The following is a 24,918-nucleotide window of genomic DNA, read 5'->3' as shown; positions in this document are numbered from 1 at the left end:
TGTGATATATTGTGCTGAATATCGTGCAATTTTCGCAGGAAATGGGGTCGTTAACATGCCGTTCGCAGAAGTCCGGGAATCTTTGCGAGGGGGGTTGACGGAATGAAATCTACAGAGTAGTTTCGCGCCACTTCTCGAACAGGCCGTAAGTGCTCACTTTCGAAGACGCCACGTTTTCGATGAACGACCGCCTAAACGCTGTTCGTCTTAATGAAGCTGAGATTGACTGGCTCATGATTGCGGCTCATGCCGTAATCCTCTGGTTTTCACAGCGCCGTTCGCGGCAAGAGTCGCGCGATGGTGCGCTTTTGTGCGTGCGGACGGTGCATTTTGGTAATGAGAACTGTTTCCGGCGATTTTTTCGTTGGGGAATGTTCAAGTTCAGAGAGATCTGAAAGGCACACTTAAATGCCAACCATTAACCAGCTTATTCGCAAGCCGCGCAAAATGCCGGTAAAGCGCAATAAAGTTCCGGCCATGGAGGCCTGCCCCCAGAAGCGGGGTGTTTGTACGCGCGTCTATACCACTACGCCTAAGAAGCCTAACTCGGCTCTGCGTAAGGTTGCCAAGGTTCGCCTGACCAACGGTTTCGAAGTGATTGGTTATATCCCCGGTGAGGGTCATAACCTTCAGGAACACTCCGTTGTGATGATCCGCGGCGGTCGCGTGAAAGACTTGCCTGGTGTTCGTTATCACATCCTTCGCGGTGTGCTCGATACCCAGGGAGTTAAAGACCGCAAGCAGCGTCGTTCCAAATATGGCGCGAAGCGGCCTAAATAAGCCGCTTATTGGAGTTTTGGTCACATGTCACGTCGCCATAGTGCAGAAAAACGCGTTATCAACCCGGATCCTAAGTTCGGTGATATCGTGATTTCCAAATTCATGAACAGCATCATGCTGGACGGTAAGAAATCTGTTTCCGAACGGATTGTTTACGGTGCACTCGATGCTGTTGAAGGCAAGCTGAAGCAGAACCCAGTTGAAGTGTTCCACACTGCTCTGGAAAATGTGATGCCTGCCGTAGAAGTTCGCTCCCGCCGTGTTGGTGGTGCGACTTATCAGGTTCCTGTTGATGTTCGTACAGAGCGCAAGCAGGCCCTGGCTATCCGTTGGATCATTGCAGCGGCCCGCAATCGTAACGAACGCACCATGATTGATCGTCTGTCCGGCGAGCTTCTGGATGCATTCAACAACCGCGGCTCTGCAGTCAAGAAACGCGAAGATACGCACCGTATGGCGGAAGCCAACCGTGCCTTCTCGCATTATCGCTGGTAAACCTTTAGGGGCGAAGTCATGGCACGCAGCCACAAGATTGAGGATTATCGTAACTTCGGCATCATGGCACACATTGATGCTGGTAAGACGACGACTACTGAGCGTATCCTCTACTACACTGGTAAAAGCCACAAGATTGGCGAAGTTCATGATGGTGCAGCCACCATGGACTGGATGGAGCAGGAGCAGGAACGTGGCATCACGATTACCTCCGCTGCTACCACCTGTTTCTGGCGGGAAAAACGCCTGAACATCATCGATACTCCGGGCCACGTTGACTTCACCATTGAAGTTGAGCGTTCTCTGCGTGTGCTCGATGGTGCTGTCTGTGCACTCGATGCCAACGCTGGTGTTGAGCCTCAGACGGAAACCGTTTGGCGTCAGGCTGACAAATACAACGTTCCCCGGATGATCTTCGTCAACAAGATGGATAAGCTTGGTGCCGACTTCTTCCGCTGCGTTGAAATGATCAAGGAGCGCCTTGGTGCGGTTCCTCTGTGCCTGCAGCTGCCAATCGGCGCTGAAAGCGAATTCACCGGTGTGATTGATCTGGTGCAGATGAAATCCATCATCTGGCTGGAAGAATCCCTCGGCGCTAAATTCGAAATCGGTGACATTCCTGCCGAACTCGAAGATCAGGCTGCGGAATATCGTGAGTTGCTCGTTGAGACGGTTGTTGAAGCCGATGAGGAAGCTATGGAAGCTTACCTCGAAGGTGAAGAGCCATCTGTCGAGAAGCTGATGTCTCTGATCCGTCAGGGTACCATTGCCAACGACTTCGTGCCGATCCTTTGCGGTACCGCGTTCAAGAACAAAGGCGTTCAGCCTCTGCTTGACGCTGTTGTGGACTATCTTCCTAGCCCGGTCGAAATTGCTGCCATTAAAGGCATCGATGTTAAAACCGAAGAAGAGACCACCCGTGCTGCTTCTGATGACGAGCCATTCTCCATGCTGGCGTTCAAGATCATGAACGACCCGTTTGTTGGCTCTCTGACCTTCTGCCGCATCTATTCCGGTACGCTCGATGCAGGGTCTTCTGTATTGAACACCGTGAAAGAGAAGCGCGAGCGCGTTGGTCGTATGCTTCAGATGCATTCCAACTCTCGTGAAGACATCAAGCAGGCTTGCGCTGGCGACATTGTTGCTATTGCTGGTCTGAAGGACACCACCACCGGTGACACCCTGTGTGATCCGCTGCGTCCTGTTATTCTCGAGCGTATGGAATTCCCTGATCCGGTTATCGAGATCGCTGTTGAGCCGAAAACCAAGGCTGACCAGGAGAAAATGGGCCTCGCGCTCAATCGTCTGGCTGCTGAGGATCCGTCCTTCCGCGTGAAAACCGATGAAGAATCCGGTCAGACCATCATGGCTGGCATGGGTGAACTTCATCTGGACATTCTCGTTGACCGCATGAAGCGCGAATTCAAGGTTGAGGCGAATATCGGTGCACCTCAGGTTGCTTACCGTGAAACCATCGGCCGTGAAGAAACCGTCGACTACACGCATAAGAAACAGTCCGGTGGTACCGGTCAGTTCGGTCGCGTGAAGATGGTCATCGGTCCAAACGAGCCTGGTGCCGGTTTCGAGTTCAAGTCTTCGATCGTTGGTGGTGCTATTCCGAAAGAATACATCCCTGGCGTTGAAAAGGGTATCCAGTCTGTCATGACCGCAGGTCCGATTGCTGGCTTCCCAATGGTAGACATCAAGGTCGAGCTGATCGACGGTGCCTACCACGACGTTGACTCCAGCGTTTTGGCCTTTGAGATTGCTGCTCGTGCCGGTTTCCGTGAAGGTTGCCAGAAGGCAGGTCCGAAACTGCTCGAACCAATGATGAAAGTCGAAGTTGTAACCCCTGAAGACTATATGGGCGACATCATCGGCGACATTAACTCCCGTCGTGGTCAGATCTCCGGAACTGAAGCACGCGGTGTTGTTACCGTTATCAGCGCCATGGTGCCGCTGGCGAACATGTTTGGCTATGTGAACAATCTTCGTTCCATGTCACAGGGTCGCGCGCAGTATTCGATGGTGTTCGATCACTACTCACAAGTGCCGCAGGCAGTTGCAGACGAGGTTCAGGCGAAATACGCCTAAACCTCACATCGTCGCACTTTTTGTAATTTTGAGAATGGAGACTTTCCTATGGCTAAGGAAAAGTTTGAACGTAATAAGCCGCATGTAAACATCGGCACGATTGGTCACGTTGACCATGGTAAAACCACCCTGACTGCAGCAATCACCATGACCCTTGCGGAAGTTGGTGGTGCAACTGCCAAGGCTTATGACGAGATTGACGGTGCGCCAGAAGAGCGTGCACGTGGTATCACGATCTCGACTGCTCACGTTGAGTATGAGACCGAGAACCGTCACTATGCCCACGTTGACTGCCCAGGCCACGCTGACTATGTGAAAAACATGATCACCGGTGCGGCTCAGATGGACGGCGCTATTCTGGTTTGCTCCGCAGCCGATGGCCCGATGCCACAGACCCGTGAGCACATCCTGCTTGCCCGTCAGGTTGGCGTGCCTGCTCTGGTTGTTTACCTGAACAAAGTTGACCAGGTTGACGACGAAGAGCTGCTTGAGTTGGTTGAAATGGAAGTGCGCGAGCTGCTGGACTCCTACGAGTTCCCAGGCGACGATATTCCTATCGTTAAAGGCTCTGCTCTTGCAGCGGTTGAAAACCGTGATGCAGCGATTGGCCGTGATTCCATCAAGGAACTGATGGCTGCGGTTGATGACTATATTCCAACGCCGGATCGTCCAGTTGACCTTCCGTTCCTGCTGCCAATCGAGGACGTGTTCTCGATCTCTGGCCGTGGTACGGTTGTGACCGGTCGTGTTGAGCGTGGTAAAGTTCATGTTGGTGACGAGATTGAAATCGTCGGCATCAAGGACACCCAGAAAACCACCTGTACCGGTGTTGAAATGTTCCGCAAGCTGCTTGATAGCGGTGAAGCAGGCGACAACGTTGGTGTTCTTCTGCGCGGTACCAAGCGTGAAGAAGTTGAGCGTGGTCAGGTTCTCTGCAAGCCGGGTTCTGTGAACCCGCATACCAAGTTCAAGGCAGAAGCCTACATCCTGACGAAAGAAGAAGGCGGTCGTCATACCCCATTCTTCACCAACTATCGTCCTCAGTTCTATTTCCGTACCACTGACGTGACGGGTGTTGTTACCCTGAACGAAGGTACCGAGATGGTTATGCCTGGCGATAACGTCGAGATGAATGTCGAGCTGATCGTGCCAATCGCCATGGAAGAAAAACTGCGCTTCGCTATCCGCGAAGGTGGTCGTACCGTAGGCGCCGGCATCGTCGGCTCTATCGTCGAGTAATCATTAGGGCAGGGGTGCGGAATACCCTTTTCGCACCCCAGTCTTTTGAGGTTGAAAATATGAACGGTCAGAATATTCGAATTCGCCTAAAGGCATTCGACCATCGCATTCTCGATACGTCGGCAAAAGAAATCGTATCCACCGCTAAGCGCACAGGCGCTAATGTACGTGGTCCGGTTCCGCTTCCGACCCACATCGAGAAGTTCACTGTCAACCGTTCGCCGCATGTTAACAAGAAAAGCCGTGAGCAGTTCGAGATCCGTACGCACAAGCGTCTCCTCGACATCATTGACCCGACCCCACAGACGGTTGATGCCCTCATGAAGCTTGATCTTGCGGCCGGTGTGGACGTTGAAATTAAGCTCTAACGTGAGCGAGAGGCAAGAGTAGCCATGCGTTCTGGTGTGATCGCACAGAAGTTGGGAATGACCCGCATTTATACCGAGAGCGGTGAACACGTTCCGGTAACTGTTCTCAAAGTAGAGAACTGCCAGGTTGTAGCCCAGCGTACTGTTGAGAAAAACGGTTATACCGCACTTCAGTTGGGTGCAGGTAAAGCCAAAGTGAAAAATGTTTCGCAGCCTTTGCGCGGCCACTTCGCCGTTGCCAAGGTAGAGCCGAAGCGTAAAGTTGCAGAATTCCGTGTCAGCGAAGACAATCTTATCGATGTCGGTGCTGAATTGACCGCGGATCACTATGTTGCTGGTCAGCATGTGGATGTTATCGGGACTTCGATTGGTAAAGGCTTTGCCGGCTCCATGAAGCGCCACAACTTCGGTGGTGGACGCGCAACCCACGGTAACTCCATCTCGCACCGTGCTCACGGTTCGACTGGTCAGTGTCAGGATCCCGGCAAGGTCTTCAAGGGCAAGAAAATGGCTGGCCACATGGGTGCAACCCGTGTGACGACGCAGAACTTGAAAGTCGTCAAAACTGACGCCGATCGTGGTCTGGTTCTGGTGCAGGGTGCTGTGCCTGGTTCCAAAGGCGGTTGGATCCTGATCAAGGATGCTGTCAAGAAAGCCCGTCCGGCCGAGGCTCCGCTTCCTGGTGCCATTCGTGCCGCTGAAGCTCCTGCTCAAGAAGCTGCTACGGAGGGTGCTGAATAATGGAATTGCAAGTCAAAACCCTTGATGGCGGTGATGCCGGTTCTGTTGCTGTTTCTGAAGATGTGTTCGGTCTCGAACCACGTGCGGACATTCTTGCCCGCATGGTTCGTTACCAGCAGATGAAGAAAATGGCCGGTACTCACAAGACCAAGACCCGTGCTGAAATCACTGGCACCACCAAGAAATACCTTCGTCAGAAGGGTTCCGGTGGCGCTCGTCACGGCAACAAGAAAGTGCCGCAGTTCCGTGGTGGTGGTCGTGCATTTGGTCCGGTTGTTCGCTCTCATGCGATCGAGCTGCCAAAGAAAATTCGTGCGCTGGCTCTGAAGCATGCTCTGTCTTCCAAAGTTAAGAATGATAGCATTATCATTCTCGATGACATGAAGGCCGAGGCGCCAAAGACGGCAGCTGTGAAGAAACAGATCTCCGGTCTGGGCATCGAAAATGCTCTGTTCATTTCCGGTCAGGAAGTGGATGACAATTTCGCAAAAGCTGCCCGCAACATCATCGGTATCGATGTGCTGCCGGTTCAGGGTATCAATGTTCTTGATGTTCTGCGTCGCGACACGCTGGTGCTGAGCAAGGCCGCAGTCGATGCTCTGGAGGCACGGTTCAAATGACCAACCTTCGTCATTACGATATCATCCGCAGCCCGGTGATCACCGAGAAGGCAACCATTCAGTCTGAAGAAGACAAGGTTGTGTTCAACGTGTCCAAGGATGCGACTAAACCAGAAATCAAGGCCGCAGTTGAGGCTCTGTTTTCCGTGAAGGTCAAAAGTGTGAACACTCTGGTCCGCAAGGGCAAAGTGAAGCGCTTCAAAGGCATCATCGGTAAGCAGGTCGACGTGAAAAAAGCGATTGTCACCCTCGAAGAGGGCCAGTCCATCGACGTCACGACTGGTCTTTAAGAACGCGTGGATAGGCTTTAAGTCATGGCACTCAAGACCTTTAAACCGACTAGCCCGGGCCAGCGTCAGTTGGTGATTGTAGACCGCTCCGATCTTTGGAAAGGCAAGCCGGTCAAGACACTCACCGAGGGTTTGACCAAGTCTGGCGGTCGTAACAACTATGGTCGCGTCACGGCACGTCGTCGTGGTGGCGGTCATAAACGCAGCTACCGCATCATCGACTTCAAGCGTCAGAAGTTTGACGTTCAGGGGACGGTGGAGCGTCTGGAATATGATCCAAACCGTACGGCTTTCATTGCTCTCATCACCTATGAAGATGGCGAGCAGGCATACATCCTGGCTCCTCAGCGCCTGCGCGCTGGCGACAAGGTGATTGCTTCTCAGAAAGCCGATATCAAGCCTGGCAACGCTATGCCTCTGGCCAACATGCCTGTCGGTACCATCATCCACAATGTGGAGATGAAGCCAGGCAAAGGCGGTCAGATCGCTCGCTCCGCTGGTGGTTATGCCCAGCTTGTCGGTCGTGATGCCGGTTATGCGATCATTCGTTTGAACTCCGGTGAAACCCGTCTGGTTCTCGGTACCTGTATGGCTACCGTTGGCGCTGTTTCCAACCCGGAACATTCGAACATCAATCATGGTAAAGCTGGTCGTAACCGTTGGCTCGGTAAACGTCCAGAAGTGCGCGGTGTCGTTATGAACCCGGTTGATCACCCTCATGGTGGTGGTGAAGGCCGGACCTCTGGTGGTCGCCATCCTGTGTCTCCATGGGGTAAGCCAACCAAGGGCAAGCGTACTCGCTCCAATAAGTCGACCGACAAGTTTATTGTTCGTAGTCGGCATCAGCGCAAGAAATAAGGGTTAACCGATGGCACGTTCTGTTTGGAAAGGTCCGTTTGTCGACGGATACCTCCTGAAGAAGGCAGACAAGGTTCGCTCCTCTGGTCGTAACGAAGTGATCAAGACGTGGAGCCGACGCTCCACGATCCTTCCGCACTTCGTCGGTCTCACCTTTGGTGTGTATAACGGTCAGAAACATGTACCGGTTTCCGTCTCTGAAGAGATGGTCGGTCACAAGTTTGGCGAATTTTCTCCGACCCGTAACTACTACGGTCACGGGGCCGACAAAAAGTCGAAGAGGAAATAATGGGTAAGGCAAAACGCGCACGCGTCCTGAAAGACAACGAGGCAAAGGCGGTTTCCCGCATGCTTCGCACGTCTCCGCAGAAGCTGAACCTTGTCGCAGCAATGATCCGCGGGAAAAAGGTTGATGCCGCTCTGGCTGACCTGACCTTTTCCTCCAAGCGCATTGCACGTGATGTTAAAAAGTGTTTGGAATCTGCGATCGCCAACGCTGAAAACAACCATGAACTGGATGTTGACAGCCTGATCGTAGCAGAAGCTTATGTTGGTAAGGCACTTGTGATGAAACGCTGGCAGCCACGTGCTCGTGGTCGTGTTGGCAAGATCCTCAAGCCGTTCTCCAACCTGACGATCGTTGTTCGTGAAGTTGAGGAGGCAGCCTGATGGGTCACAAGGTAAATCCAATCGGTCTTCGTCTGGGCATCAACCGCACCTGGGATTCTCGTTGGTACGCCAACAAGAACGAGTATGGCGCTCTTCTGCATGAAGATTACGCCATCCGGAGCATGCTCGAGAAAGAACTGAAGCAGGCCGCCGTCTCTAAGATCGTGATCGAACGTCCGCACAAGAAATGCCGGGTGACCATTCACTCTGCACGTCCGGGCATCGTGATCGGCAAAAAAGGCGCCGACATCGAGAAACTTCGCAAACAGGTTGGCAAGCTGACCAATTCCGACGTACATATCAACATTGTTGAAGTTCGTAAGCCGGAATGTGATGCAAACCTGGTTGCTCAGTCCATCGCGCAGCAGCTCGAACGTCGTGTGGCTTTCCGCCGTGCAATGAAGCGTTCGGTTCAGTCCGCAATGCGGATGGGTGCAGAAGGCATTCGTATCAACTGTGCAGGCCGTCTGGGTGGTGCCGAAATCGCGCGTACCGAATGGTATCGTGAAGGTCGTGTTCCGCTTCATACCCTGCGCGCCGATATTGATTATGGCACTGCTGAAGCTTTGACCGCTTATGGCATCTCCGGTATCAAGGTGTGGATCTACAAAGGCGAGATCATGGAACATGATCCAATGGCCTCTGAGCGTCGCGCATCCGAAGGTTCTGACGGTGGCAACAGAGATGGTGGTCAGCGTCGTCGTAGCAACAAGCCTGCTGCTTAATGTTGGTCACAAGCTGAGTTAAGAGAGAAGAACAATGCTGCAACCAAAGCGCACTAAATACCGCAAGCAGCACAAGGGCCGTATTCATGGCAATGCCAAAGGGGGCTATGAGCTCAACTTTGGCGCCTACGGTCTGAAGGCTCAGGAGCCTGCGCGTATCACCGCTCGCCAGATCGAGGCTGCGCGTCGTGCTATGACCCGTCACATGAAGCGTGCCGGTCGTGTTTGGATCCGTGTGTTCCCGGACCTGCCAGTGTCCAAGAAACCTACCGAAGTCCGTATGGGTAAAGGTAAAGGTTCTCCTGAATACTGGGCTGCTCGTGTAGCTCCGGGTCGGATCATGTTTGAAATTGATGGTGTACCGGCAGATATCGCCCGGGAAGCCATGCGGCTTGCTGCTGCGAAGTTGCCTATCAAGACACGCTTCGTACAGCGCATCGCCGACTAACGGTGTGAAGGGATAGACCCATGAAAGCATCAGATGTCCGCGCGATGACGTCGGACCAAATCACTGACGAGTTGGAAAAACTGAAGAAAGAGCAGCTCAATCTGCGCTTTCAGCAGGCCACCGGTCAGTTGGAAAACACTGTGCGTGTTCGGCAGGTTCGCCGTGACATTGCACGCCTGATGACCGTTGCCCGCGATAAGCGTGCATCGTCAGCAGAATAGGAGAGACGGGATGCCAAAGAGAATTCTGCAGGGCCTCGTCGTTAGCGACAAGCAAGACAAGACCGTCGTTGTCAAAGTCGAGCGCCGTTTTACGCATCCGCTTCTCAAGAAGACTGTGCGTCGTTCCAAACGGTACCAGGCTCACGACGAAGGGAATGCCTTCAAAGTAGGTGACCAGATCTTCATTCAGGAATCTGCACCTATTTCGAAATCTAAACGTTGGGTCGTGGTCGGTAAGGATCTTCCTTCCGCATAACTCACTTCGATTATTGGACGTATACCCGTCGCGCTTCGCGTATCGGGACAATAAAAAAGGCGGCCAGTCATGATTCAGATGCAAACAAACCTTGACGTCGCGGATAACTCCGGCGCACGTCGTGTCATGTGCATCAAAGTGCTCGGCGGCTCCAAACGGAAATATGCTGGCATCGGCGACCTCATCGTCGTCTCTGTCAAGGAAGCAATTCCGCGTGGACGCGTTAAGAAGGGCGATGTGATGAAGGCAGTTGTGGTTCGTACCGCAAAAGCTATTCGTCGTCCGGACGGCAGCGTCATCCGTTTTGACCGTAGTGCAGCTGTTCTGGTGAACAACAACAAGGAACCAATCGGTACCCGTATCTTCGGCCCGGTTCCTCGTGAGCTCCGCGCTCATAACCATATGAAGATCATTTCCCTTGCTCCGGAGGTGCTGTAATGGCTGCGAAACTCAAAAAGGGTGATCGCGTCATTGTTCTTGCCGGTAAAGACAAGGGCAAGAGCGGTGAAATTGTGCAGGTGATGCCAGCTGAAGAGCGGGCTATCGTGCGCGGTATCAACATGGTCAAGCGTCATCAACGTCAGGCGCAGGGTCAGGAAGGCGGCATCGTCAATAAAGAAGCCTCCATCCACCTGTCCAACCTGGCAATGGCGGACCCGAAAGACGGCAAGCCAACCCGCGTTGGTTTCACTGTCAAAGAAGACGGCACCAAGGTGCGCGTGGCCAAACGTTCAGGAGATGTGATTGATGGCTGAGGCTGCTTACACTCCGCGTCTGAAGACGCAATATGAAGACGTTATCCGCGCCAAGATGCAGGAAAAATTCGAGTTCAGCAATCCTATGAAGATGCCGAAACTTGAAAAAGTCGTGCTCAACATTGGTGTTGGTGAAGCGGTTGGCGATTCCAAAAAAGTCAAGTCTGCCTTGGCTGACCTGGAAGCCATTGCCGGTCAGAAGCCGGTTGTAACCAAAGCACGTAAATCGATCGCGACCTTCAAACTTCGTGAAGGCATGCCGATCGGTGTGAAGGTTACTCTGCGCGGCGACCGCATGTATGAATTTCTGGATCGTTTGATCACGATTGCACTGCCTCGCGTACGTGACTTCCGTGGTCTCAACGGTAAAAGCTTTGACGGCAACGGCAACTATGCCATGGGCCTGAAAGAGCATATCGTATTCCCAGAAATCGAATACGACAAAGTTGACCAGATTTGGGGCATGGACATCATCGTTTGCACTACGACAAACAACGATGAGGAAGCTCGTGCACTTCTGACCGAATTCAACTTCCCGTTCAGTCGATAAGTCTGCGGAAAGTACGAGGATAAAGTAATGGCTAAAAAGAGCGCTGTCGAAAAGAACAAAGCTCGCGCCCGCCTGGCTGATAAGTATGCTGCAAAGCGTGCTTCTTTGAAAGCTATGGCCAAGGACGAGTCTCTGTCTCTTGAAGAGCGGTTCAAAGCTCGCCTGAAGCTCGCCGAGCTTCCGCGCAACTCCGCATCCATCCGCATCCGCAACCGTTGTGATGTAACTGGCCGTCCACGCGGCTACTATCGCAAGTTGAAGATGTCCCGTATTTCGCTTCGTCAATTGGGCAATGAGGGTCAAATCCCTGGCCTGGTGAAGTCGAGCTGGTAAGGAGCGCGGTAATATGGCAATGACCGATCCCTTGGGGGATATGCTGACCCGCATCCGCAATGCGCAGATGCGTAGCAAAACCAAAGTTTCCACTCCTGCATCCAAATTGCGTCAGCGCGTACTTGACGTTTTGGCTTCAGAAGGGTACATCCGCGGCTACACCACCGTCGAATTTGAAGGCGGTAAGTCCGAGCTCGAAATCGAATTGAAATATTTCGATGGCGAACCGGTGATCCGTGAAATCCAACGCGTGTCCAAGCCTGGCCGTCGCGTGTATGCGTCCGTGAAGAATATTCCACGCATTCACAACGGTCTTGGCGTGTCGATCGTGTCCACACCGAAAGGTGTGATGGCCGATCATGACGCTCGTGAGCAAAATGTGGGTGGTGAGGTTCTGTGTCGCGTCTTCTGATGCGGCACTGACTTTGTTGCTCTAGATCCGGACAGGTTAGTCTTATGTCACGTATTGGTAAAAAGCCTGTTGCAGTGCCTGCTGGCGTTACTGCAACGATCGATGGCAAAACCGTCAAAGCGAAAGGCCCGAAAGGCGAATTGTCTTTTGTGCTTTGCGATGACGTTGATGCCAAATTGACGGATGATGGTATTCTGGTCGAGCCACGCAGCAATTCAAAAACTGCGCGCTCGCTGTGGGGTATGACCCGCACCCAGATTCTCAACATCCTGACTGGTGTTTCTGCAGGTTTCGAAAAGAAACTTGAAATCAACGGCGTTGGTTACCGCGCCCAGATGAAGGGCAACGACCTTCAGCTGGCTCTCGGTCTTTCCCACGATGTTCTGTATGAAGTTCCCGAAGGGATCACGGTTGCTTGTCCAAAGCCAACCGAGATCACTGTGAACGGCATCGACAAACAGTCCGTTGGGCAGGTTGCTGCAGAGATCCGTAAATATCGTCCACCTGAGCCCTACAAAGGCAAGGGTATCAAGTATAGTGATGAATTTATCTTCCGCAAGGAAGGTAAGAAGAAGTAACGGAAACTTATTATGGCGAAGGCACAATCTCAGTTTGAGCGCCGTCGTGCACGTGTGCGGCGCGCCCTGAAAAAGACTGCCAACGGCCGTCCGCGTTTGAGTGTTAACCGGTCTTCCAAGCACATCTATGCACAGATCATCGACGATGAGAAAGGCGTTACAGTTGTATCGGCTTCCTCTATCGAGAAAGATCTGCGTGAGAAGCTTGCGACCGGCGCGGACAAAGCCGCCGCTTCGGAAGTTGGCAAGCTGATTGCGGAACGCGCAACAGCCGCTGGCGTGAAGGACGTAGTCTTTGATCGTGGTGGTTACATCTACCACGGCCGTATCAAATCACTCGCAGATGCTGCGCGTGAAGGCGGATTGAATTTCTAACCGTTCGGGCAACCGATCGCTCCGACGAGAGAAGAAAACTCATGAACAAGAAGATTGATCGTGAAGAGCGCGAAAGCGAATTCGTCGACCGACTCGTCCACATCAACCGCGTTGCCAAAGTGGTTAAAGGTGGCCGTCGCTTCGGATTTGCTGCGCTCGTCGTAATTGGTGATCAAAAGGGCCGTGTAGGCTTTGGTCACGGTAAGGCGCGCGAAGTGCCAGAAGCCATTCGTAAAGCTTCTGAGGCTGCCAAGCGCAACATGATCCGCGTGCCTCTGCGTGAGGGTCGTACGCTGCATCACGACGTTGCCGGTCGCCATGGCGCTGGTAAAGTTATGCTGCGTGCTGCACCTCCGGGTACCGGTATCATTGCGGGTGGTCCAATGCGTGCAGTGTTTGAAACGCTGGGCGTGCAGGACGTGGTTGCCAAGTCTGTTGGCACCTCTAACCCTTACAACATGGTACGTGCAACCTTCGATGCCCTGAAAGCAGAAGACAGCCCTCGTGGTGTTGCTGCTCGTCGTGGCCTCAAAGTCTCCACGCTCCAGGCTCGTCGTCGTGTTGTTGACGGAGGCCGCTCCGACGCATAAGTGCGCTCGGAAGGGTTTTTCGTCCCAAAGAAGAGGAGCCGGACATGGCTAAGAAGGAACAGGGCACCGTTACTGTTGAACAGATCGGCAGCCCTTTGCGTCGGCCAAAAGATCAGCGTGCTACGCTGGTTGGTCTTGGTCTGAACAAAATGCATCGTCGTCGTACCCTTCAGGATACCCCTGAAGTTCGCGGCATGATCGCTAAAGTCTCTCACCTCGTCCGCGTTGTGGATGAAGGCTAAGAGGCGGGAGAGTATTATGAAGCTCAACGAAATTCGCGATAACGACGGCGCTACGCATTACCGCAAGCGCGTTGGTCGCGGCATCGGCTCGGGTGTCGGTAAAACCGGCGGCCGTGGTGTCAAGGGTCAGAAATCTCGCTCTGGTGTTGCTATCAAGGGCTTTGAAGGTGGTCAGATGCCATTGCATCGCCGTCTGCCAAAGCGTGGTTTTAACAACATCTTCGCAAAAGACTTCAACACCGTATCCGTTGGCCGCATCCAGCAGGCCATCGATGCAGGTAAACTGGACGCATCTGCGACCGTTACCGTTGCTGTCTTGAAAGAAGCTGGCATCGTTCGTCGTTTGCGCGATGGCGTTCGCCTGCTCAGCGATGGTGAGTTGACCGCCAAGGTCGCCTTCGAAATTGAAGGCGCTTCCAAGGCAGCCATCGCCGCTGTTGAAAAAGCAGGTGGATCCGTCAAGATCCTCGGCGAAGAAAAAGAATAAGAGAGAGGGCTCGCAGGAGCCCTCCTTTTTTTTGCGTTTAGAGCTAAGGAGCAGGGCACTTCCTGCACCTTGCTCTATACATTTGTTTTGGCGCACCTATATTTACCGGATCAACTGACGATTCGAATCAGCGCTATAAGCGGAGTAGAATATGGCTTCGGCAGCAGAACAACTCGCCGCCAACATCAATTTTGGCGCCTTTGCAAAAGCAGAAGAGCTGAAGAAACGCATCTGGTTTACGCTGGGTGCTTTGTTGGTTTATCGGCTCGGGACGTATATTCCGCTTCCAGGGATCAATCCTGAAGCTTTGGCGCAAGCCTTCAACAACAATCAGAACGGCATTCTCGGCCTGTTCAACATGTTTTCTGGCGGCGCGGTCGGCCGTATGGCGATCTTTGCGCTCGGAATCATGCCCTATATTTCCGCGTCCATTATCATTCAGCTGATGACTACCGTGTCTCCGACACTGGAAGCGCTGAAGAAGGATGGTGAGCGTGGCCGCAAGGTCATCAACCAATATACCCGCTACGGCACCGTTGTTCTTGCGACCTTGCAGGCATACGGTATTTCGGTCGGTCTTGAGGGATCCTCCAATATCGTGGTGGATCCGGGTATGTTCTTCCGTTTCTCCGCTGTGCTGACGCTGGTTGGCGGCACCATGTTCATGATGTGGCTTGGTGAACAGATCACGGCGCGCGGCATTGGTAACGGTATCTCGCTGATCATTTTCTCCGGTATTGTGGCTGGTCTGCCTTCGGCGGTTGCCAACACGCTGGAACTGGGTCGTCAGGGTTCCCTGTCCACTGCTATCATTCTGGGCGTGATTGCTGTTGCGATTATCGTGATTGCCTTCATCGTCTTCATGGAGCGTGCACAGCGTCGCCTGATCATTCAGTATCCAAAGCGTCAGGTTGGTCGCCAGATGTTCCAGGGCGAAACCTCTCACTTGCCACTGAAGCTCAACACGGCCGGTGTGATCCCGGCGATCTTTGCCTCCTCACTTTTGTTGCTGCCAATCACGGTTGCCAACTTCGTGTCGGGGCAGGGGCCTGACTGGTTGAACACAGTCACCGCTTTGCTCGGTCATGGTCAACCTCTGTATATGATTCTATATGCGGCCTTGATTGTCTTCTTCGTTTTCTTCTACACAGCAATTGTGTTCAACCCGCAGGAAACTGCGGACAATCTGAAGAAGCATGGCGGCTTTATTCCGGGCATCAGACCAGGTCAGAGAACTGCAGAATATATCGACCGTATCCTGACACGCGTTTCTGTGCTGGGTGCGATCTACATGGTTCTCGTCTGTCTTCTGCCTGAATTCCTGATCTCGGCTACGGGTGTGCCATTCTACTTCGGCGGTACGTCCCTTTTGATTGTGGTCAGTGTCACCATGGACACTGTGTCACAGATCCAGGGACATCTGCTGGCCCATCAATATGAAGGGCTGGTCAAAAAATCGAAGTTGAGGGGTAAACGTCGATGAGACTGATTCTGCTTGGACCTCCGGGGGCAGGTAAGGGCACACAGGCCGAGCGCCTTGTGCAGGATTACAAGATTGTGCAGCTTTCCACCGGTGAAATGCTACGTGCTGCGGTGGCTGCAAAGACCCCGGTCGGCCTGGCTGCCAAGGAAGTCATGGATCGTGGCGAGCTGGTCTCGGACGAGATCGTCGTGTCCATCATTTCCGATCGTGTTGAAGAGCCGGATTGCGCCAACGGTTTTATCCTCGACGGCTTTCCACGCACGATTGCTCAGGCAGAAGCACTCACCGAGTTGCTTAAGAATAAGAAGATGGAACTCGACGCAGTGGTCGAGATCCGCGTAGACGAAGGCATTCTGTTGTCCCGTATCGAAAAACGTGCGTCTGAGAGCGCCGAGGTTCGTGCCGACGACAATGCGGAAGCCCTGAAGAAGCGCCTTGCGGTATACAAGGCACAGACCGAGCCTCTGATCGACTTCTACACCAAGACCGGCGAGTTGAAGACGGTTGACGGTATGCAGGACATCGAACAGGTCGCTCAGTCGATCAAGGATGTGCTGAGTTGAGTTTTCTCGCGTTTTTCGCTCTGGATGGCTTGACTCTTGCATTCTGAATCCGGTAGTAACCGGCGCTAGCCGCATAAAATGCGGCTCTGTGTTCGGAAGCCCAGAGCTTTCGGGCACATTTTGTGCGTTCTGTATGACCCTTGGGTCATCGGCGCCAATAAACAACAAAAGTGTTTCTTGCCATTAAGTGCCGCTGTCTTGGTGCTAAGGATGGGGAGGAGCTTCACCCGGATGCATCCAGTCCTTGCGGACTGCCTGCATATAAGGAGATCAGACGTGGCCCGTATTGCTGGCGTCAACATTCCGACGAACAAGCGCGTCATCATCGCGCTTCAGTATATCCATGGCATTGGACCCAAATTTGCCAAGGAAATCACCGAACAAGTCAACATCGCTCCAGAGCGTCGCGTCGCCGACCTCACTGATGCTGAAGTTCTGAAAATGCGCGAAGTGATCGACGCTGGCTACACCGTAGAAGGTGACCTGCGCCGTGAGACCGCCATGAACATCAAGCGCCTGATGGATCTGGGTTGCTACCGTGGCCTGCGCCATCGTCGTGGTCTGCCCGTTCGTGGTCAGCGCACGCACACCAACGCTCGCACCCGTAAAGGTCCTGCGAAAGCGATTGCTGGTAAGAAGAAATAATCCACGGTTTGTCCGGTGGAGCCGCTGGTATAACGGCGGTGTAGAGATCGAGGAAAGAATATGGCGAAAGATGCCTCGCGCGTTAAGCGTCGCGAACGTAAGAATATTACGTCCGGTGTAGCGCATGTGAATTCGACCTTCAACAACACCATGATCACCATCTCCGATGCACAGGGAAATACCATTTCCTGGTCTTCGGCTGGTGCAATGGGCTTCAAGGGCTCTCGTAAGTCCACCCCATTCGCCGCGCAGATGGCTGGTGAAGATGCTGGCAAAAAAGCTGCCGAGCATGGCATGAAGACACTCGAAGTTGAAGTCAAAGGCCCTGGTTCGGGTCGTGAATCAGCCCTGCGTGCCCTTCAGGCACTTGGTTTCACCATCACCTCTATTCGTGATGTGTCCCCAATTCCGCACAATGGCTGTCGTCCGCGCAAGCGTCGTCGCGTCTAATAATTTTCAGGTTCCCTGCCGCTCGCTGTGGCTGGACCATAGCAGCAAAAGGTGGGGTATCTCCCCGGAACGAGAAAGGGTTGAGACGTGATTCAGAAAAACTGGCAGGAACTTATCAAGCCAACCAAGCTCGAAATCACCCCGGGCGACGACGAGTTGCGTCTCGCCACAGTGGTTGCCGAGCCTCTGGAGCGTGGTTTTGGCATGACCTTGGGCAATGCCCTGCGTCGTGTCCTTCTGTCTTCCCTGCAAGGGGCAGCAGTGACCGCCATCCAGATTGACGGTGTTTTGCATGAGTTTTCCTCCATTTCCGGTGTTCGCGAAGACGTGACGGATCTGATCCTGAACGTCAAGGAAATCGCGTTGCGCATGGAAAGTGAGGGCCCGAAGCGTATGGTTCTCCGCAAGGAAGGCCCGGGTGTTGTGCGTGCAGGTGATATTCAGGTTGTCGGCGATGTCGAAATCCTGAATCCGGAACTGCCGCTTTGCACTTTGGACGTTGGTGCCGAGCTTCGCATGGAATTCACTGTCGATAGTGGCAAGGGTTATGTGACCGCAACTCAGAACCGTCCGGACGATGCTCCGATCGGTCTGATCCCGGTTGACAGCCTCTATTCTCCGGTCAAGCGTGTTGCTTACAAGGTTGAGAATACCCGTGAGGGTCAAGTTCTCGATTATGACAAGCTCATCATGAATATTGAAACTGATGGTTCCGTGAAGCCTGATGATGCGGTGGCTTTTGCTGCACGCATTCTTCAGGACCAGCTGTCCATCTTCGTCAATTTCGAAGAGCCGGAAAAAGAAGTTGTTCAGGAACAGACCCAGGAATTGGCATTCAATCCAGCACTGCTCAAGAAAGTGGACGAGCTGGAACTGTCTGTCCGTTCCGCAAACTGCCTGAAAAACGACAACATTGTTTACATCGGTGATCTTATCCAGAAAACGGAAGCGGAAATGCTCCGCACGCCGAACTTTGGCCGTAAGTCGCTCAACGAGATCAAAGAAGTCCTCGCACAGATGGGTTTGCATCTGGGCATGGAAGTTCAGGCATGGCCGCCTGAAAATATCGACGATCTCGCCAAGCGCTACGAAGATCAGTACTAATTGTTACCCACGGTGTGATACCGTCGGATAGGAAAAGGAGAGGGCAATGCGCCACGGCAAATCAGGTCGCAAGCTCAATCGCACAGCTTCTCATCGCAAGGCAATGTTCGCCAACATGGCGGCAGCTTTGATCAAGCATGAGCAAATCGTAACCACCCTGCCTAAGGCTAAAGAACTCAAGCCGATCGCAGACAAACTCATCACTCTGGCAAAACGCGGTGATCTGCATGCCCGTCGTCAGGCAATTTCCCAGATCCGTGACAAAGACATGGTCAAGAAATTGTTCGACGTACTCGGCGAGCGTTACACCGAACGTCAGGGCGGCTATACCCGCGTTCTGAAAGCCGGCTTCCGCTATGGCGACAACGCGCCAATGGCTGTGATCGAGCTTGTTGATCGTGATCCTGAGGCTCGCGGCAAAGACTCCGGTCCAACGCAGGAAGTTGAAACCGAAGACGCAGCGTAAGCTTGTTGCCGGTTGATAAGTTTAAAGGGGTGGCCATTGGTCACCCCTTTTTCGTTTGAGGCTGCCTTAGTCGATCGGTGTGAGCCACAAATTGCGGACAGTGGGACATTAAGAACCTCTGCTGTTTGATTAATTCTTGGCAATGATAAAAGATGGTGCCGTGGGTGACCTTAGTTTTGCCCGCTCACGGTCCTAGCTTTTCGGACATGAATTTTCCCGTGACGGATCAGCGCGCGGGTATATGATTTGCTTATGATTGAAAAGAGGGGTGTCAGCATGTCTTTGTCGAAAAAACTTGCCATATTGACTGTCGTTGCTGTGGCGGCGGGCGTAGGCGGTGCTCTCAGCGACTATGTCTTATCGTCGGGCGTGACGACGAAGGCCGTGGCGGCGTCTGCTGCCGCAAGCAGGGTGCCTGCAAGCAAGGCCGAGATGCAACTGAGTTTCTCCCCTGTGGTCGATGCAGCAGCCCCTGCGGTGGTCAATGTCTATGCAACGCGACGGGTGCAGCAGCGGGCGCGATCTCCTTTCTTTGATGATCCTTTCTTTGAGCGTTTCTTTGGCGGCAATGGCTTTGGCCAGCCGCGCGAGCGGGTCGAGCGGTCGCTGGGTTCGGGTGTTATTGTTGATCCAAGCGGGGTGATCGTCACCAACCATCACGTGATCAAGGGCGCGACCGAAGTGCGGGTGGCTTTGGCAGACCGGACTGAGTTTGATGCGGATATCATTCTTGATGAGGAGCGCACCGATCTGGCCATTTTGAAAATTCGGGATCCCAAACAGGCATTCCCATCACTGCCGTTTGCGGATTCCGATGAGTTGAAGGTTGGCGATCTGGTGCTGGCAATTGGCAACCCGTTCGGGGTGGGGCAGACGGTGACCAGCGGCATCGTCTCGGCCTTGGCGCGGACCCATGTGGGCATCAGCAATTATCAATTTTTCATTCAGACCGACGCGGCGATCAATCCGGGCAATTCCGGCGGCGCATTGGTTGACATGAATGGGCGTCTGGTTGGGGTCAATACGGCGATCTTTTCGCGCTCCGGTGGCTCGAACGGCATCGGCTTTGCCATTCCGGCCAATATGGTGCGTCTGGTGGCGGAAGGGGCAATTTCCGGCAAGGGGATCGAGCGGGCGTGGTTCGGCGGCAGCTTACAGATGGTAACAGCGGACATTGCCGAAGGGCTGGGGTTGGATCGGCCCCGTGGGGTGCTTGTAACCGCGCTTGACGAGGATGGCCCAGCGGAAGAAGCGGGATTGGAAGTCGGGGATTTGCTGTTGCAGGTCAATGGTAAGGATGTCGACAGCCCGGATGCGTTTGAATATCGCTATGCGACGGTCAAACTCGGGGCTGAAGCAGAATTGACGATCCTGCGTGACGGGCGCGAGAAAGTACTTACCGTGCGCACAGCAACCGCGCCAGAGCGACCACCACGCGATGCAGTGCTGATTGATGGTTATTCACCTTTCGGGGGTGCAACGGTTTACAATCTGTCTCCTGCCGTGGCACAGGAACTGGGACTGGATACCGGCCTTAAGGGAGTTGTGGTGGCCAAGGTTGAACAAGGCTCCACTGCAGACCGACTTGGCGTCCGGGTGGGGGACATCATCCGACGGCTGAATGGCGAGGTGATCCGCACCACACGGGTTCTGGAGATCCTGACAGAACAGAATTTCCGCCTCTGGCGGATGGAAATTGAACGCAATGGTCAGACCATCAAGACAACCATCAGTGGTTAGGCACAAGACGTGAGCAATCTGTTTGAGACGGCGGGCCTGTCGACGCCCGCAGGAAAGCAAGACAAGGATCAGCCAGAGGGAGCGATGCGCCCTCTGGCTGATCTGTTGCGCCCCCGACATCTGAATGAAGTGGTCGGACAAGGCCATTTGGTCGGTGACGATGGCACTTTGACACGGATGTTGAAGAGCGGCTCGCTGGGCTGCTTGATCCTTTGGGGGCCGCCGGGGACGGGGAAAACCACCGTTGCCCGTCTGTTGGCCGATGGGACAGACCTGCATTTTGAACAGATTTCCGCGATTTTTTCTGGCGTGGCTGACCTCAAGAAGGTGTTTGAAGCAGCCCGCGAGCGCCGGAGGATGGGCAAGACAACCTTGTTGTTTGTCGACGAGATCCATCGTTTCAACAAGGCTCAACAGGACAGCTTTCTGCCCGTGATGGAAGATGGCACGGTGGTACTGGTCGGCGCGACAACGGAAAATCCGTCCTTTGAGTTGAATGCCGCTTTGCTGTCTCGGTCGCAGGTTTTGACCTTCAAAAGCCTTGATGATGAAGCGATCGGTCAGTTACTGACGCGGGCTGAAGAAGCGCTTGGCAAGCCCTTACCGCTGGATGACGAGGCGCGGGCCGCATTGGTCCGGATGGCGGACGGGGACGGGCGGTCCTCTTTGACGCTGGCGCAGGAAGTTTGGCGGGCCGCGCATGAGGGTGAGACATTCACCGCCGAGCAGCTGGGCACCATTCTGCAGCGGCGTGCACCGATCTATGACAAGTCGGCGGACGGGCATTACAATCTGATCTCTGCCTTTCACAAATCGATCCGTGGATCTGATCCGGATGCGGCGCTTTACTATATGTGCCGGATGCTCGATGCGGGAGAAGATCCGCTTTATATTTTGCGGCGGATGACCGTGATGGCGTCTGAGGATGTGGGACTGGCAGATCCGAACGCTGTGGTGATGGCAATGGCCTGTCGCGAGGCCTTTCAATTGATCGGGGCGCCCGAGGGGCATTATGCTCTGGCGGAGCTGGCGATCTATCTGGCGACGGCGCCAAAATCGAACAAGGGTTATCTGGCCTATCATGCGGCGATGAAGGCGGCGAAGAAGGAAGGTTCTCTGCCACCACCCAAACATATTCTCAATGCGCCCACCAAACTGATGGCTGCAGAAGGCTATGGCGATGGCTATCGCTATGATCACGATGAGCCGGATGCCTTTTCCGGTCAGGATTACTTCCCGACAGAAATGGGCCGAAAAAGCTTTTATCAGCCGGTAGAACGCGGCTTTGAGCGTGACTTGCGCAAGCGGTTGGACTATTGGTCTCGCTTAAGAATGGAACGGAACAAATGAATCACTTTCTCCTTGTCGCGCTGGGAGGGGCCGCGGGTGCCAGCATGCGCCATCTGGTCGGCATGATTGCCCTGCGTACCTTTGGCAGTGGCTTTCCCTATGGCACCATGATTTGCAATATCTCGGGTTCTTTCCTGATGGGGCTTTTGATTGAGCTTTTGGCGCTGCGGTTTCAGGCCAGCACCGAGGTCCGATTGCTGCTGACAACCGGGCTTTTGGGCGGTTTTACCACCTTTTCCACCTTTTCCCTTGATGTTGTGGTGCTCACAGAACGCGGGCAGATGGGGTTGGCCCTTTTTTATGTTGCATTGTCCCTTGCCGGGGCTATTGTGGCGCTTTTCGCGGGACTGAGCGTGGCACGGGCGCTGGTATAGACGAGAGGGTCTGAGAGGCAATGGCGACCATACAAAATCGAGACGTGACCGGGGATGAAGACGGGATGCGTCTGGACCGCTGGTTCAAGGAGCATTATCCGGGTCTGTCCTTTGGTCAGTTGCAGAAACTGATGCGCACCGGGCAGGTGAGGGTGGATGGCAAGCGCGTGAAGACCAACATGCGTTTGATGAAGGGCCAACAGGTCCGTATTCCGCCGCTGGCGACCGATGAGAAATCCACCAATGCCGCACCGAAGCGGGCTATGCCGCGGGTTGATGACCGGGATGAAGATTTTCTCAAATCGGTCCTGCTTTATGAAGACAAGGATATCTATGTCTTCAACAAGCCAGCCGGATTGGCAGTGCAGGGCGGCTCTGGCATGAGCCGTCATGTGGACGGGATGCTGGAATCCCTGCGGGACAAGCACGGGCAGAAGCCGCGCCTTGTGCATCGTCTTGACCGGGATACGTCCGGTGTGCTGGTGGTGGCGCGCAGACGCTCTGTTGCAACGGCCCTGACCAAGGCCTTTCGCGAGCGTTCGACACAGAAAACCTATTGGGCGTTGGTGCGTGGTGTGCCCAAGCCAAAACAGGCGCGGGTGTCCACCTATGTTGCGAAATATCAGGCAGAAGATGGCGACCGCATGCGGATTGCCCGTCATGGGGATGATGGGGCGCAGCATGCCGTGACCCATTACTCGGTGGTGGAACAGTCCGGGCAGAAATTGTCCTGGCTGACGTTGAAGCCCGTCACGGGCCGGACCCACCAGCTGCGTGTGCATGCCGCCTATATGGAATGTCCGATCATCGGCGACCCAAAATATTTCAACATCGATAATTGGGAACTGCCCGGCGGTATTCAGAACAAGCTGCATCTGCATGCGCGACGGATCCGCATTCCGCACCCAAAAGGCGGCATTCTGGATGTGACCGCGCCATTGCCTCAACATATGCAGCAGAGCTGGAACCTGCTCGGCTTTGACGTTTCCAACTATGATCCAGACATCGAGGATGAGCTGGGCAACGAGAATTGATTGCCCATTCTCTTTGCCGCCTGTAATCGATTAGGACCCTTTCCCAAGGATCATGAGCATGAGCCTCAAGCTGTTTATCTTTGACTGCGACGGCACCATCGTCGACAGCGCGCATACCATTGTCGAGGGCATGGAGCACGCCTACCGTCTGCATGATTTGCCGTCCCCGGGCGAAGCGGCAACCCTGTCGATTATCGGCCTGTCCTTGCCGCAGGCGGTTGAGCGACTGTCACCGGGGATCGCTGTGGAAGCGCGGGATTTGCTGGTCAACAGCTACAAGGATTTTGTCATCGCCAAGCGAGAAGGTGGCGATGCGATCGAGCATCTCTATGAGGGTGCGAAAGAGGTGATCGAGGCTCTGGCCGCGGAAGAGACTTATCTTTTGGGTATCGCGACGGGCAAGGCTTATCGTGGCGTGCTGCATCTGTTTGACAGCTTCGGCTGGCACGATCATTTCGTCACTGTCCAAACCGCTGATCGCGCGCCGTCAAAACCCAATCCGGGCATGATCCTGCAGGCCATGGCCGAGACCGGTGTCGCGCCAGAGGATACGGTGATGATCGGCGACACCAGCTATGATATCGAAATGGCGGTCAGTGCTGGGGTGCGCGGTGTCGGTGTCACCTGGGGCTATCATCCGGCTGTGGAGTTGCGGGCCGCTGGCGCTCATCATCTGGTGGATGATTATGCCGCGCTTGATCAGCTGCTGCGCTCACTCTGACAGCTACAATCGGACAAGAAGAGGAATGGTCATGTCGGACAAGGAAAATTCCACCGATCCTGATGCGGTTCAGGCCCTGTTTGGGGACTTTGTTCCGGGGCAGCAGGACAGCACCACAAATCCGATGATGCGGGCCAAGGAAGTGATGAAAACACCCTTGCCCAAGCGCTTCTACAAGGCTGTGTCCATCGCTGCCGATGAGGAGGGTGGTCATCGGGTTTTGCTGGATGGTCGGCCGATCCGAAGCCCTGCGAAACATCAGGTGTCTGTGCCGTGCGAGGCAATTGCCAGGGCACTGGCGAGCGAGTGGGACGCCCAGACAGACAAGATTGACCCTGCGACCATGCCTCTGACCCGTCTGGTCAATTCCACCATCGATGGGGTGGAGGATGCGCGCGAGGCGATGCTTGACGAGATTGTATCCTATCTCAATCACGACTTCATCTGTTACCCGGCAACCCACCCTGAGCGACTGGTCGATCGGCAACAGACGCTTTGGCAACCCGTGCTGAAATGGGTTGAGGAGCCGCTGGGCGGGCGTTTCGTTCAGGCGAACGGCATCATGGCGGTGGAGCAGAGCCCGGTCATGGGGCAGGCCCTGCGGGCCGAATGGCAGGGGTTGGATATCTTTCAGCTGGCAGCGCTTCACACCATGATGACAATCACCGGTTCGGTCTTGTTGCCCTATGCCTTCTGGAAGGGCTTTTTGACCTCGGATGCCACATGGGCGGCTGCGATGGTTGATGAGGACTGGAATATTGAAATGTGGGGCGAAGACGAGGAAGCCACCAAGAGGCGCGTCTTCCGTCGCGCGGATTTCGATGCTGCCATCCTCGTGCTGGACGCGCTACGGGGCTGACTG

General features: G+C 54.2%; 37 protein-coding genes. All 37 read left to right on the top strand.

Annotation, left to right across the window (positions count from 1 at the left end; genetic code table 11):
- The first annotated feature begins 408 nt into the window (after positions 1-408).
- The 37 genes from rpsL to DSD30_RS07880 all read left to right on the top strand — a co-directional run bounded on the left by rpsL (position 409) and on the right by DSD30_RS07880 (position 24,915).
- On the top strand, positions 409-780 hold the full coding sequence (gene rpsL / locus DSD30_RS08060; protein ID WP_114009124.1) for a 30S ribosomal protein S12: 372 nt from the start codon (positions 409-411) through the stop codon (positions 778-780).
- A gap of 24 nt (positions 781-804) precedes the next feature.
- Entirely contained in the window at positions 805-1,275 is a 471-nt protein-coding gene (gene rpsG, locus DSD30_RS08055) for a 30S ribosomal protein S7 (RefSeq protein WP_114009123.1), read from the top strand.
- Positions 1,276-1,293: 18 nt separating this feature from the next.
- A complete protein-coding gene (gene fusA / locus DSD30_RS08050; RefSeq protein WP_114009122.1) occupies positions 1,294-3,369 on the top strand; it encodes an elongation factor G in 2,076 nt (691 codons plus the stop codon).
- A gap of 48 nt (positions 3,370-3,417) precedes the next feature.
- Complete coding sequence (gene tuf / locus DSD30_RS08045; protein ID WP_114009121.1) at positions 3,418-4,608, top strand: elongation factor Tu; 1,191 nt, start codon at positions 3,418-3,420, stop codon at positions 4,606-4,608.
- A 59-nt stretch (positions 4,609-4,667) separates the two neighbouring features.
- Complete coding sequence (rpsJ, locus tag DSD30_RS08040) at positions 4,668-4,976, top strand: 30S ribosomal protein S10 (protein WP_090072145.1); 309 nt, start codon at positions 4,668-4,670, stop codon at positions 4,974-4,976.
- Between the two features lie 24 nt (positions 4,977-5,000).
- Entirely contained in the window at positions 5,001-5,717 is a 717-nt protein-coding gene (gene rplC, locus DSD30_RS08035) for a 50S ribosomal protein L3 (protein ID WP_114009120.1), read from the top strand.
- Complete coding sequence (rplD, locus tag DSD30_RS08030; protein ID WP_114009119.1) at positions 5,717-6,337, top strand: 50S ribosomal protein L4; 621 nt, start codon at positions 5,717-5,719, stop codon at positions 6,335-6,337. The genes rplC and rplD overlap by 1 nt, the downstream gene beginning before the upstream one ends.
- Positions 6,334-6,627, top strand: a complete 294-nt coding sequence (locus DSD30_RS08025; RefSeq protein WP_114009118.1) for a 50S ribosomal protein L23 — start codon at positions 6,334-6,336, stop codon at positions 6,625-6,627. The genes rplD and DSD30_RS08025 overlap by 4 nt, the downstream gene beginning before the upstream one ends.
- Positions 6,628-6,651: 24 nt before the next feature.
- Positions 6,652-7,485 carry a 50S ribosomal protein L2 gene (rplB, locus tag DSD30_RS08020; RefSeq protein ID WP_114009117.1) on the top strand — a complete coding sequence of 278 codons (834 nt, stop codon included), beginning with the start codon at positions 6,652-6,654 and terminating at the stop codon, positions 7,483-7,485.
- A 10-nt stretch (positions 7,486-7,495) separates the two neighbouring features.
- A complete protein-coding gene (gene rpsS / locus DSD30_RS08015; RefSeq protein ID WP_114009116.1) occupies positions 7,496-7,774 on the top strand; it encodes a 30S ribosomal protein S19 in 279 nt (92 codons plus the stop codon).
- Positions 7,774-8,154, top strand: coding sequence for a 50S ribosomal protein L22 (gene rplV, locus DSD30_RS08010; protein WP_114009115.1), 381 nt, complete (start codon positions 7,774-7,776; stop codon positions 8,152-8,154). The genes rpsS and rplV overlap by 1 nt, the downstream gene beginning before the upstream one ends.
- Positions 8,154-8,879 carry a 30S ribosomal protein S3 gene (rpsC, locus tag DSD30_RS08005; protein WP_114009114.1) on the top strand — a complete coding sequence of 242 codons (726 nt, stop codon included), beginning with the start codon at positions 8,154-8,156 and terminating at the stop codon, positions 8,877-8,879. Before rplV ends, rpsC begins: the two co-directional genes overlap by 1 nt.
- A gap of 34 nt (positions 8,880-8,913) precedes the next feature.
- The gene (gene rplP, locus DSD30_RS08000; RefSeq protein WP_114009113.1) at positions 8,914-9,327 is read left to right on the top strand and encodes a 50S ribosomal protein L16; all 414 of its coding nucleotides are present in this window, start codon (positions 8,914-8,916) and stop codon (positions 9,325-9,327) included.
- 20 nt (positions 9,328-9,347) lie between these two features.
- Entirely contained in the window at positions 9,348-9,548 is a 201-nt protein-coding gene (gene rpmC / locus DSD30_RS07995) for a 50S ribosomal protein L29 (protein WP_114009112.1), read from the top strand.
- 10 nt (positions 9,549-9,558) lie between these two features.
- A complete protein-coding gene (rpsQ, locus tag DSD30_RS07990) occupies positions 9,559-9,804 on the top strand; it encodes a 30S ribosomal protein S17 (protein WP_114009111.1) in 246 nt (81 codons plus the stop codon).
- 69 nt (positions 9,805-9,873) lie between these two features.
- Positions 9,874-10,242: a 50S ribosomal protein L14 gene (rplN, locus tag DSD30_RS07985; protein WP_114009110.1), complete on the top strand. Its 369-nt coding sequence runs from the start codon at positions 9,874-9,876 to the stop codon at positions 10,240-10,242.
- Positions 10,242-10,559: a 50S ribosomal protein L24 gene (gene rplX, locus DSD30_RS07980; protein WP_114009109.1), complete on the top strand. Its 318-nt coding sequence runs from the start codon at positions 10,242-10,244 to the stop codon at positions 10,557-10,559. The genes rplN and rplX overlap by 1 nt, the downstream gene beginning before the upstream one ends.
- The gene (rplE, locus tag DSD30_RS07975; RefSeq protein ID WP_114009108.1) at positions 10,552-11,109 is read left to right on the top strand and encodes a 50S ribosomal protein L5; all 558 of its coding nucleotides are present in this window, start codon (positions 10,552-10,554) and stop codon (positions 11,107-11,109) included. Before rplX ends, rplE begins: the two co-directional genes overlap by 8 nt.
- A gap of 27 nt (positions 11,110-11,136) precedes the next feature.
- Complete coding sequence (rpsN, locus tag DSD30_RS07970; RefSeq protein ID WP_114009107.1) at positions 11,137-11,442, top strand: 30S ribosomal protein S14; 306 nt, start codon at positions 11,137-11,139, stop codon at positions 11,440-11,442.
- A 13-nt stretch (positions 11,443-11,455) separates the two neighbouring features.
- Positions 11,456-11,854 carry a 30S ribosomal protein S8 gene (rpsH, locus tag DSD30_RS07965; protein ID WP_114009106.1) on the top strand — a complete coding sequence of 133 codons (399 nt, stop codon included), beginning with the start codon at positions 11,456-11,458 and terminating at the stop codon, positions 11,852-11,854.
- A 44-nt stretch (positions 11,855-11,898) separates the two neighbouring features.
- Positions 11,899-12,432 (top strand): 50S ribosomal protein L6, encoded by a 534-nt coding sequence (gene rplF / locus DSD30_RS07960; RefSeq protein ID WP_114009105.1) that lies wholly within the window; start codon positions 11,899-11,901, stop codon positions 12,430-12,432.
- A 12-nt stretch (positions 12,433-12,444) separates the two neighbouring features.
- Positions 12,445-12,807: a 50S ribosomal protein L18 gene (gene rplR, locus DSD30_RS07955; RefSeq protein WP_114009104.1), complete on the top strand. Its 363-nt coding sequence runs from the start codon at positions 12,445-12,447 to the stop codon at positions 12,805-12,807.
- 41 nt (positions 12,808-12,848) lie between these two features.
- On the top strand, positions 12,849-13,397 hold the full coding sequence (gene rpsE, locus DSD30_RS07950) for a 30S ribosomal protein S5 (RefSeq protein ID WP_114009103.1): 549 nt from the start codon (positions 12,849-12,851) through the stop codon (positions 13,395-13,397).
- A 44-nt stretch (positions 13,398-13,441) separates the two neighbouring features.
- Entirely contained in the window at positions 13,442-13,639 is a 198-nt protein-coding gene (gene rpmD / locus DSD30_RS07945; protein WP_114009102.1) for a 50S ribosomal protein L30, read from the top strand.
- A 16-nt stretch (positions 13,640-13,655) separates the two neighbouring features.
- Positions 13,656-14,126, top strand: coding sequence for a 50S ribosomal protein L15 (rplO, locus tag DSD30_RS07940; RefSeq protein ID WP_114009101.1), 471 nt, complete (start codon positions 13,656-13,658; stop codon positions 14,124-14,126).
- 151 nt (positions 14,127-14,277) lie between these two features.
- Positions 14,278-15,609, top strand: coding sequence for a preprotein translocase subunit SecY (secY, locus tag DSD30_RS07935; protein ID WP_114009100.1), 1,332 nt, complete (start codon positions 14,278-14,280; stop codon positions 15,607-15,609).
- The gene (locus DSD30_RS07930; RefSeq protein ID WP_114009099.1) at positions 15,606-16,172 is read left to right on the top strand and encodes an adenylate kinase; all 567 of its coding nucleotides are present in this window, start codon (positions 15,606-15,608) and stop codon (positions 16,170-16,172) included. The genes secY and DSD30_RS07930 overlap by 4 nt, the downstream gene beginning before the upstream one ends.
- Before the next feature lie 276 nt (positions 16,173-16,448).
- Positions 16,449-16,817: a 30S ribosomal protein S13 gene (gene rpsM, locus DSD30_RS07925; protein WP_114009098.1), complete on the top strand. Its 369-nt coding sequence runs from the start codon at positions 16,449-16,451 to the stop codon at positions 16,815-16,817.
- 60 nt (positions 16,818-16,877) lie between these two features.
- On the top strand, positions 16,878-17,267 hold the full coding sequence (gene rpsK, locus DSD30_RS07920) for a 30S ribosomal protein S11 (RefSeq protein ID WP_114009097.1): 390 nt from the start codon (positions 16,878-16,880) through the stop codon (positions 17,265-17,267).
- A gap of 87 nt (positions 17,268-17,354) precedes the next feature.
- Entirely contained in the window at positions 17,355-18,371 is a 1,017-nt protein-coding gene (locus DSD30_RS07915; RefSeq protein ID WP_114009096.1) for a DNA-directed RNA polymerase subunit alpha, read from the top strand.
- A 46-nt stretch (positions 18,372-18,417) separates the two neighbouring features.
- Positions 18,418-18,837 (top strand): 50S ribosomal protein L17, encoded by a 420-nt coding sequence (rplQ, locus tag DSD30_RS07910; RefSeq protein ID WP_114009095.1) that lies wholly within the window; start codon positions 18,418-18,420, stop codon positions 18,835-18,837.
- A 276-nt stretch (positions 18,838-19,113) separates the two neighbouring features.
- On the top strand, positions 19,114-20,577 hold the full coding sequence (locus DSD30_RS07905; protein WP_114009094.1) for a DegQ family serine endoprotease: 1,464 nt from the start codon (positions 19,114-19,116) through the stop codon (positions 20,575-20,577).
- A gap of 9 nt (positions 20,578-20,586) precedes the next feature.
- On the top strand, positions 20,587-21,927 hold the full coding sequence (locus DSD30_RS07900; protein WP_425359454.1) for a replication-associated recombination protein A: 1,341 nt from the start codon (positions 20,587-20,589) through the stop codon (positions 21,925-21,927).
- The gene (crcB, locus tag DSD30_RS07895) at positions 21,924-22,301 is read left to right on the top strand and encodes a fluoride efflux transporter CrcB (protein ID WP_114009093.1); all 378 of its coding nucleotides are present in this window, start codon (positions 21,924-21,926) and stop codon (positions 22,299-22,301) included. Before DSD30_RS07900 ends, crcB begins: the two co-directional genes overlap by 4 nt.
- Positions 22,302-22,321: 20 nt before the next feature.
- Positions 22,322-23,335, top strand: coding sequence for an RluA family pseudouridine synthase (locus DSD30_RS07890; RefSeq protein ID WP_114009092.1), 1,014 nt, complete (start codon positions 22,322-22,324; stop codon positions 23,333-23,335).
- A 58-nt stretch (positions 23,336-23,393) separates the two neighbouring features.
- On the top strand, positions 23,394-24,056 hold the full coding sequence (locus DSD30_RS07885; protein ID WP_198662875.1) for an HAD-IA family hydrolase: 663 nt from the start codon (positions 23,394-23,396) through the stop codon (positions 24,054-24,056).
- Positions 24,057-24,087: 31 nt separating this feature from the next.
- Positions 24,088-24,915: an ATP12 family chaperone protein gene (locus DSD30_RS07880; RefSeq protein ID WP_114009676.1), complete on the top strand. Its 828-nt coding sequence runs from the start codon at positions 24,088-24,090 to the stop codon at positions 24,913-24,915.
- Positions 24,916-24,918: the final 3 nt, after the last annotated feature.

The organism is Cohaesibacter intestini (genome assembly GCF_003324485.1).
Lineage (GTDB): Bacteria > Pseudomonadota > Alphaproteobacteria > Rhizobiales > Cohaesibacteraceae > Cohaesibacter > Cohaesibacter intestini.
Note: the sequence above shows the minus strand (reverse complement) of the source record. Positions and strands in the feature narration are given on the sequence as shown.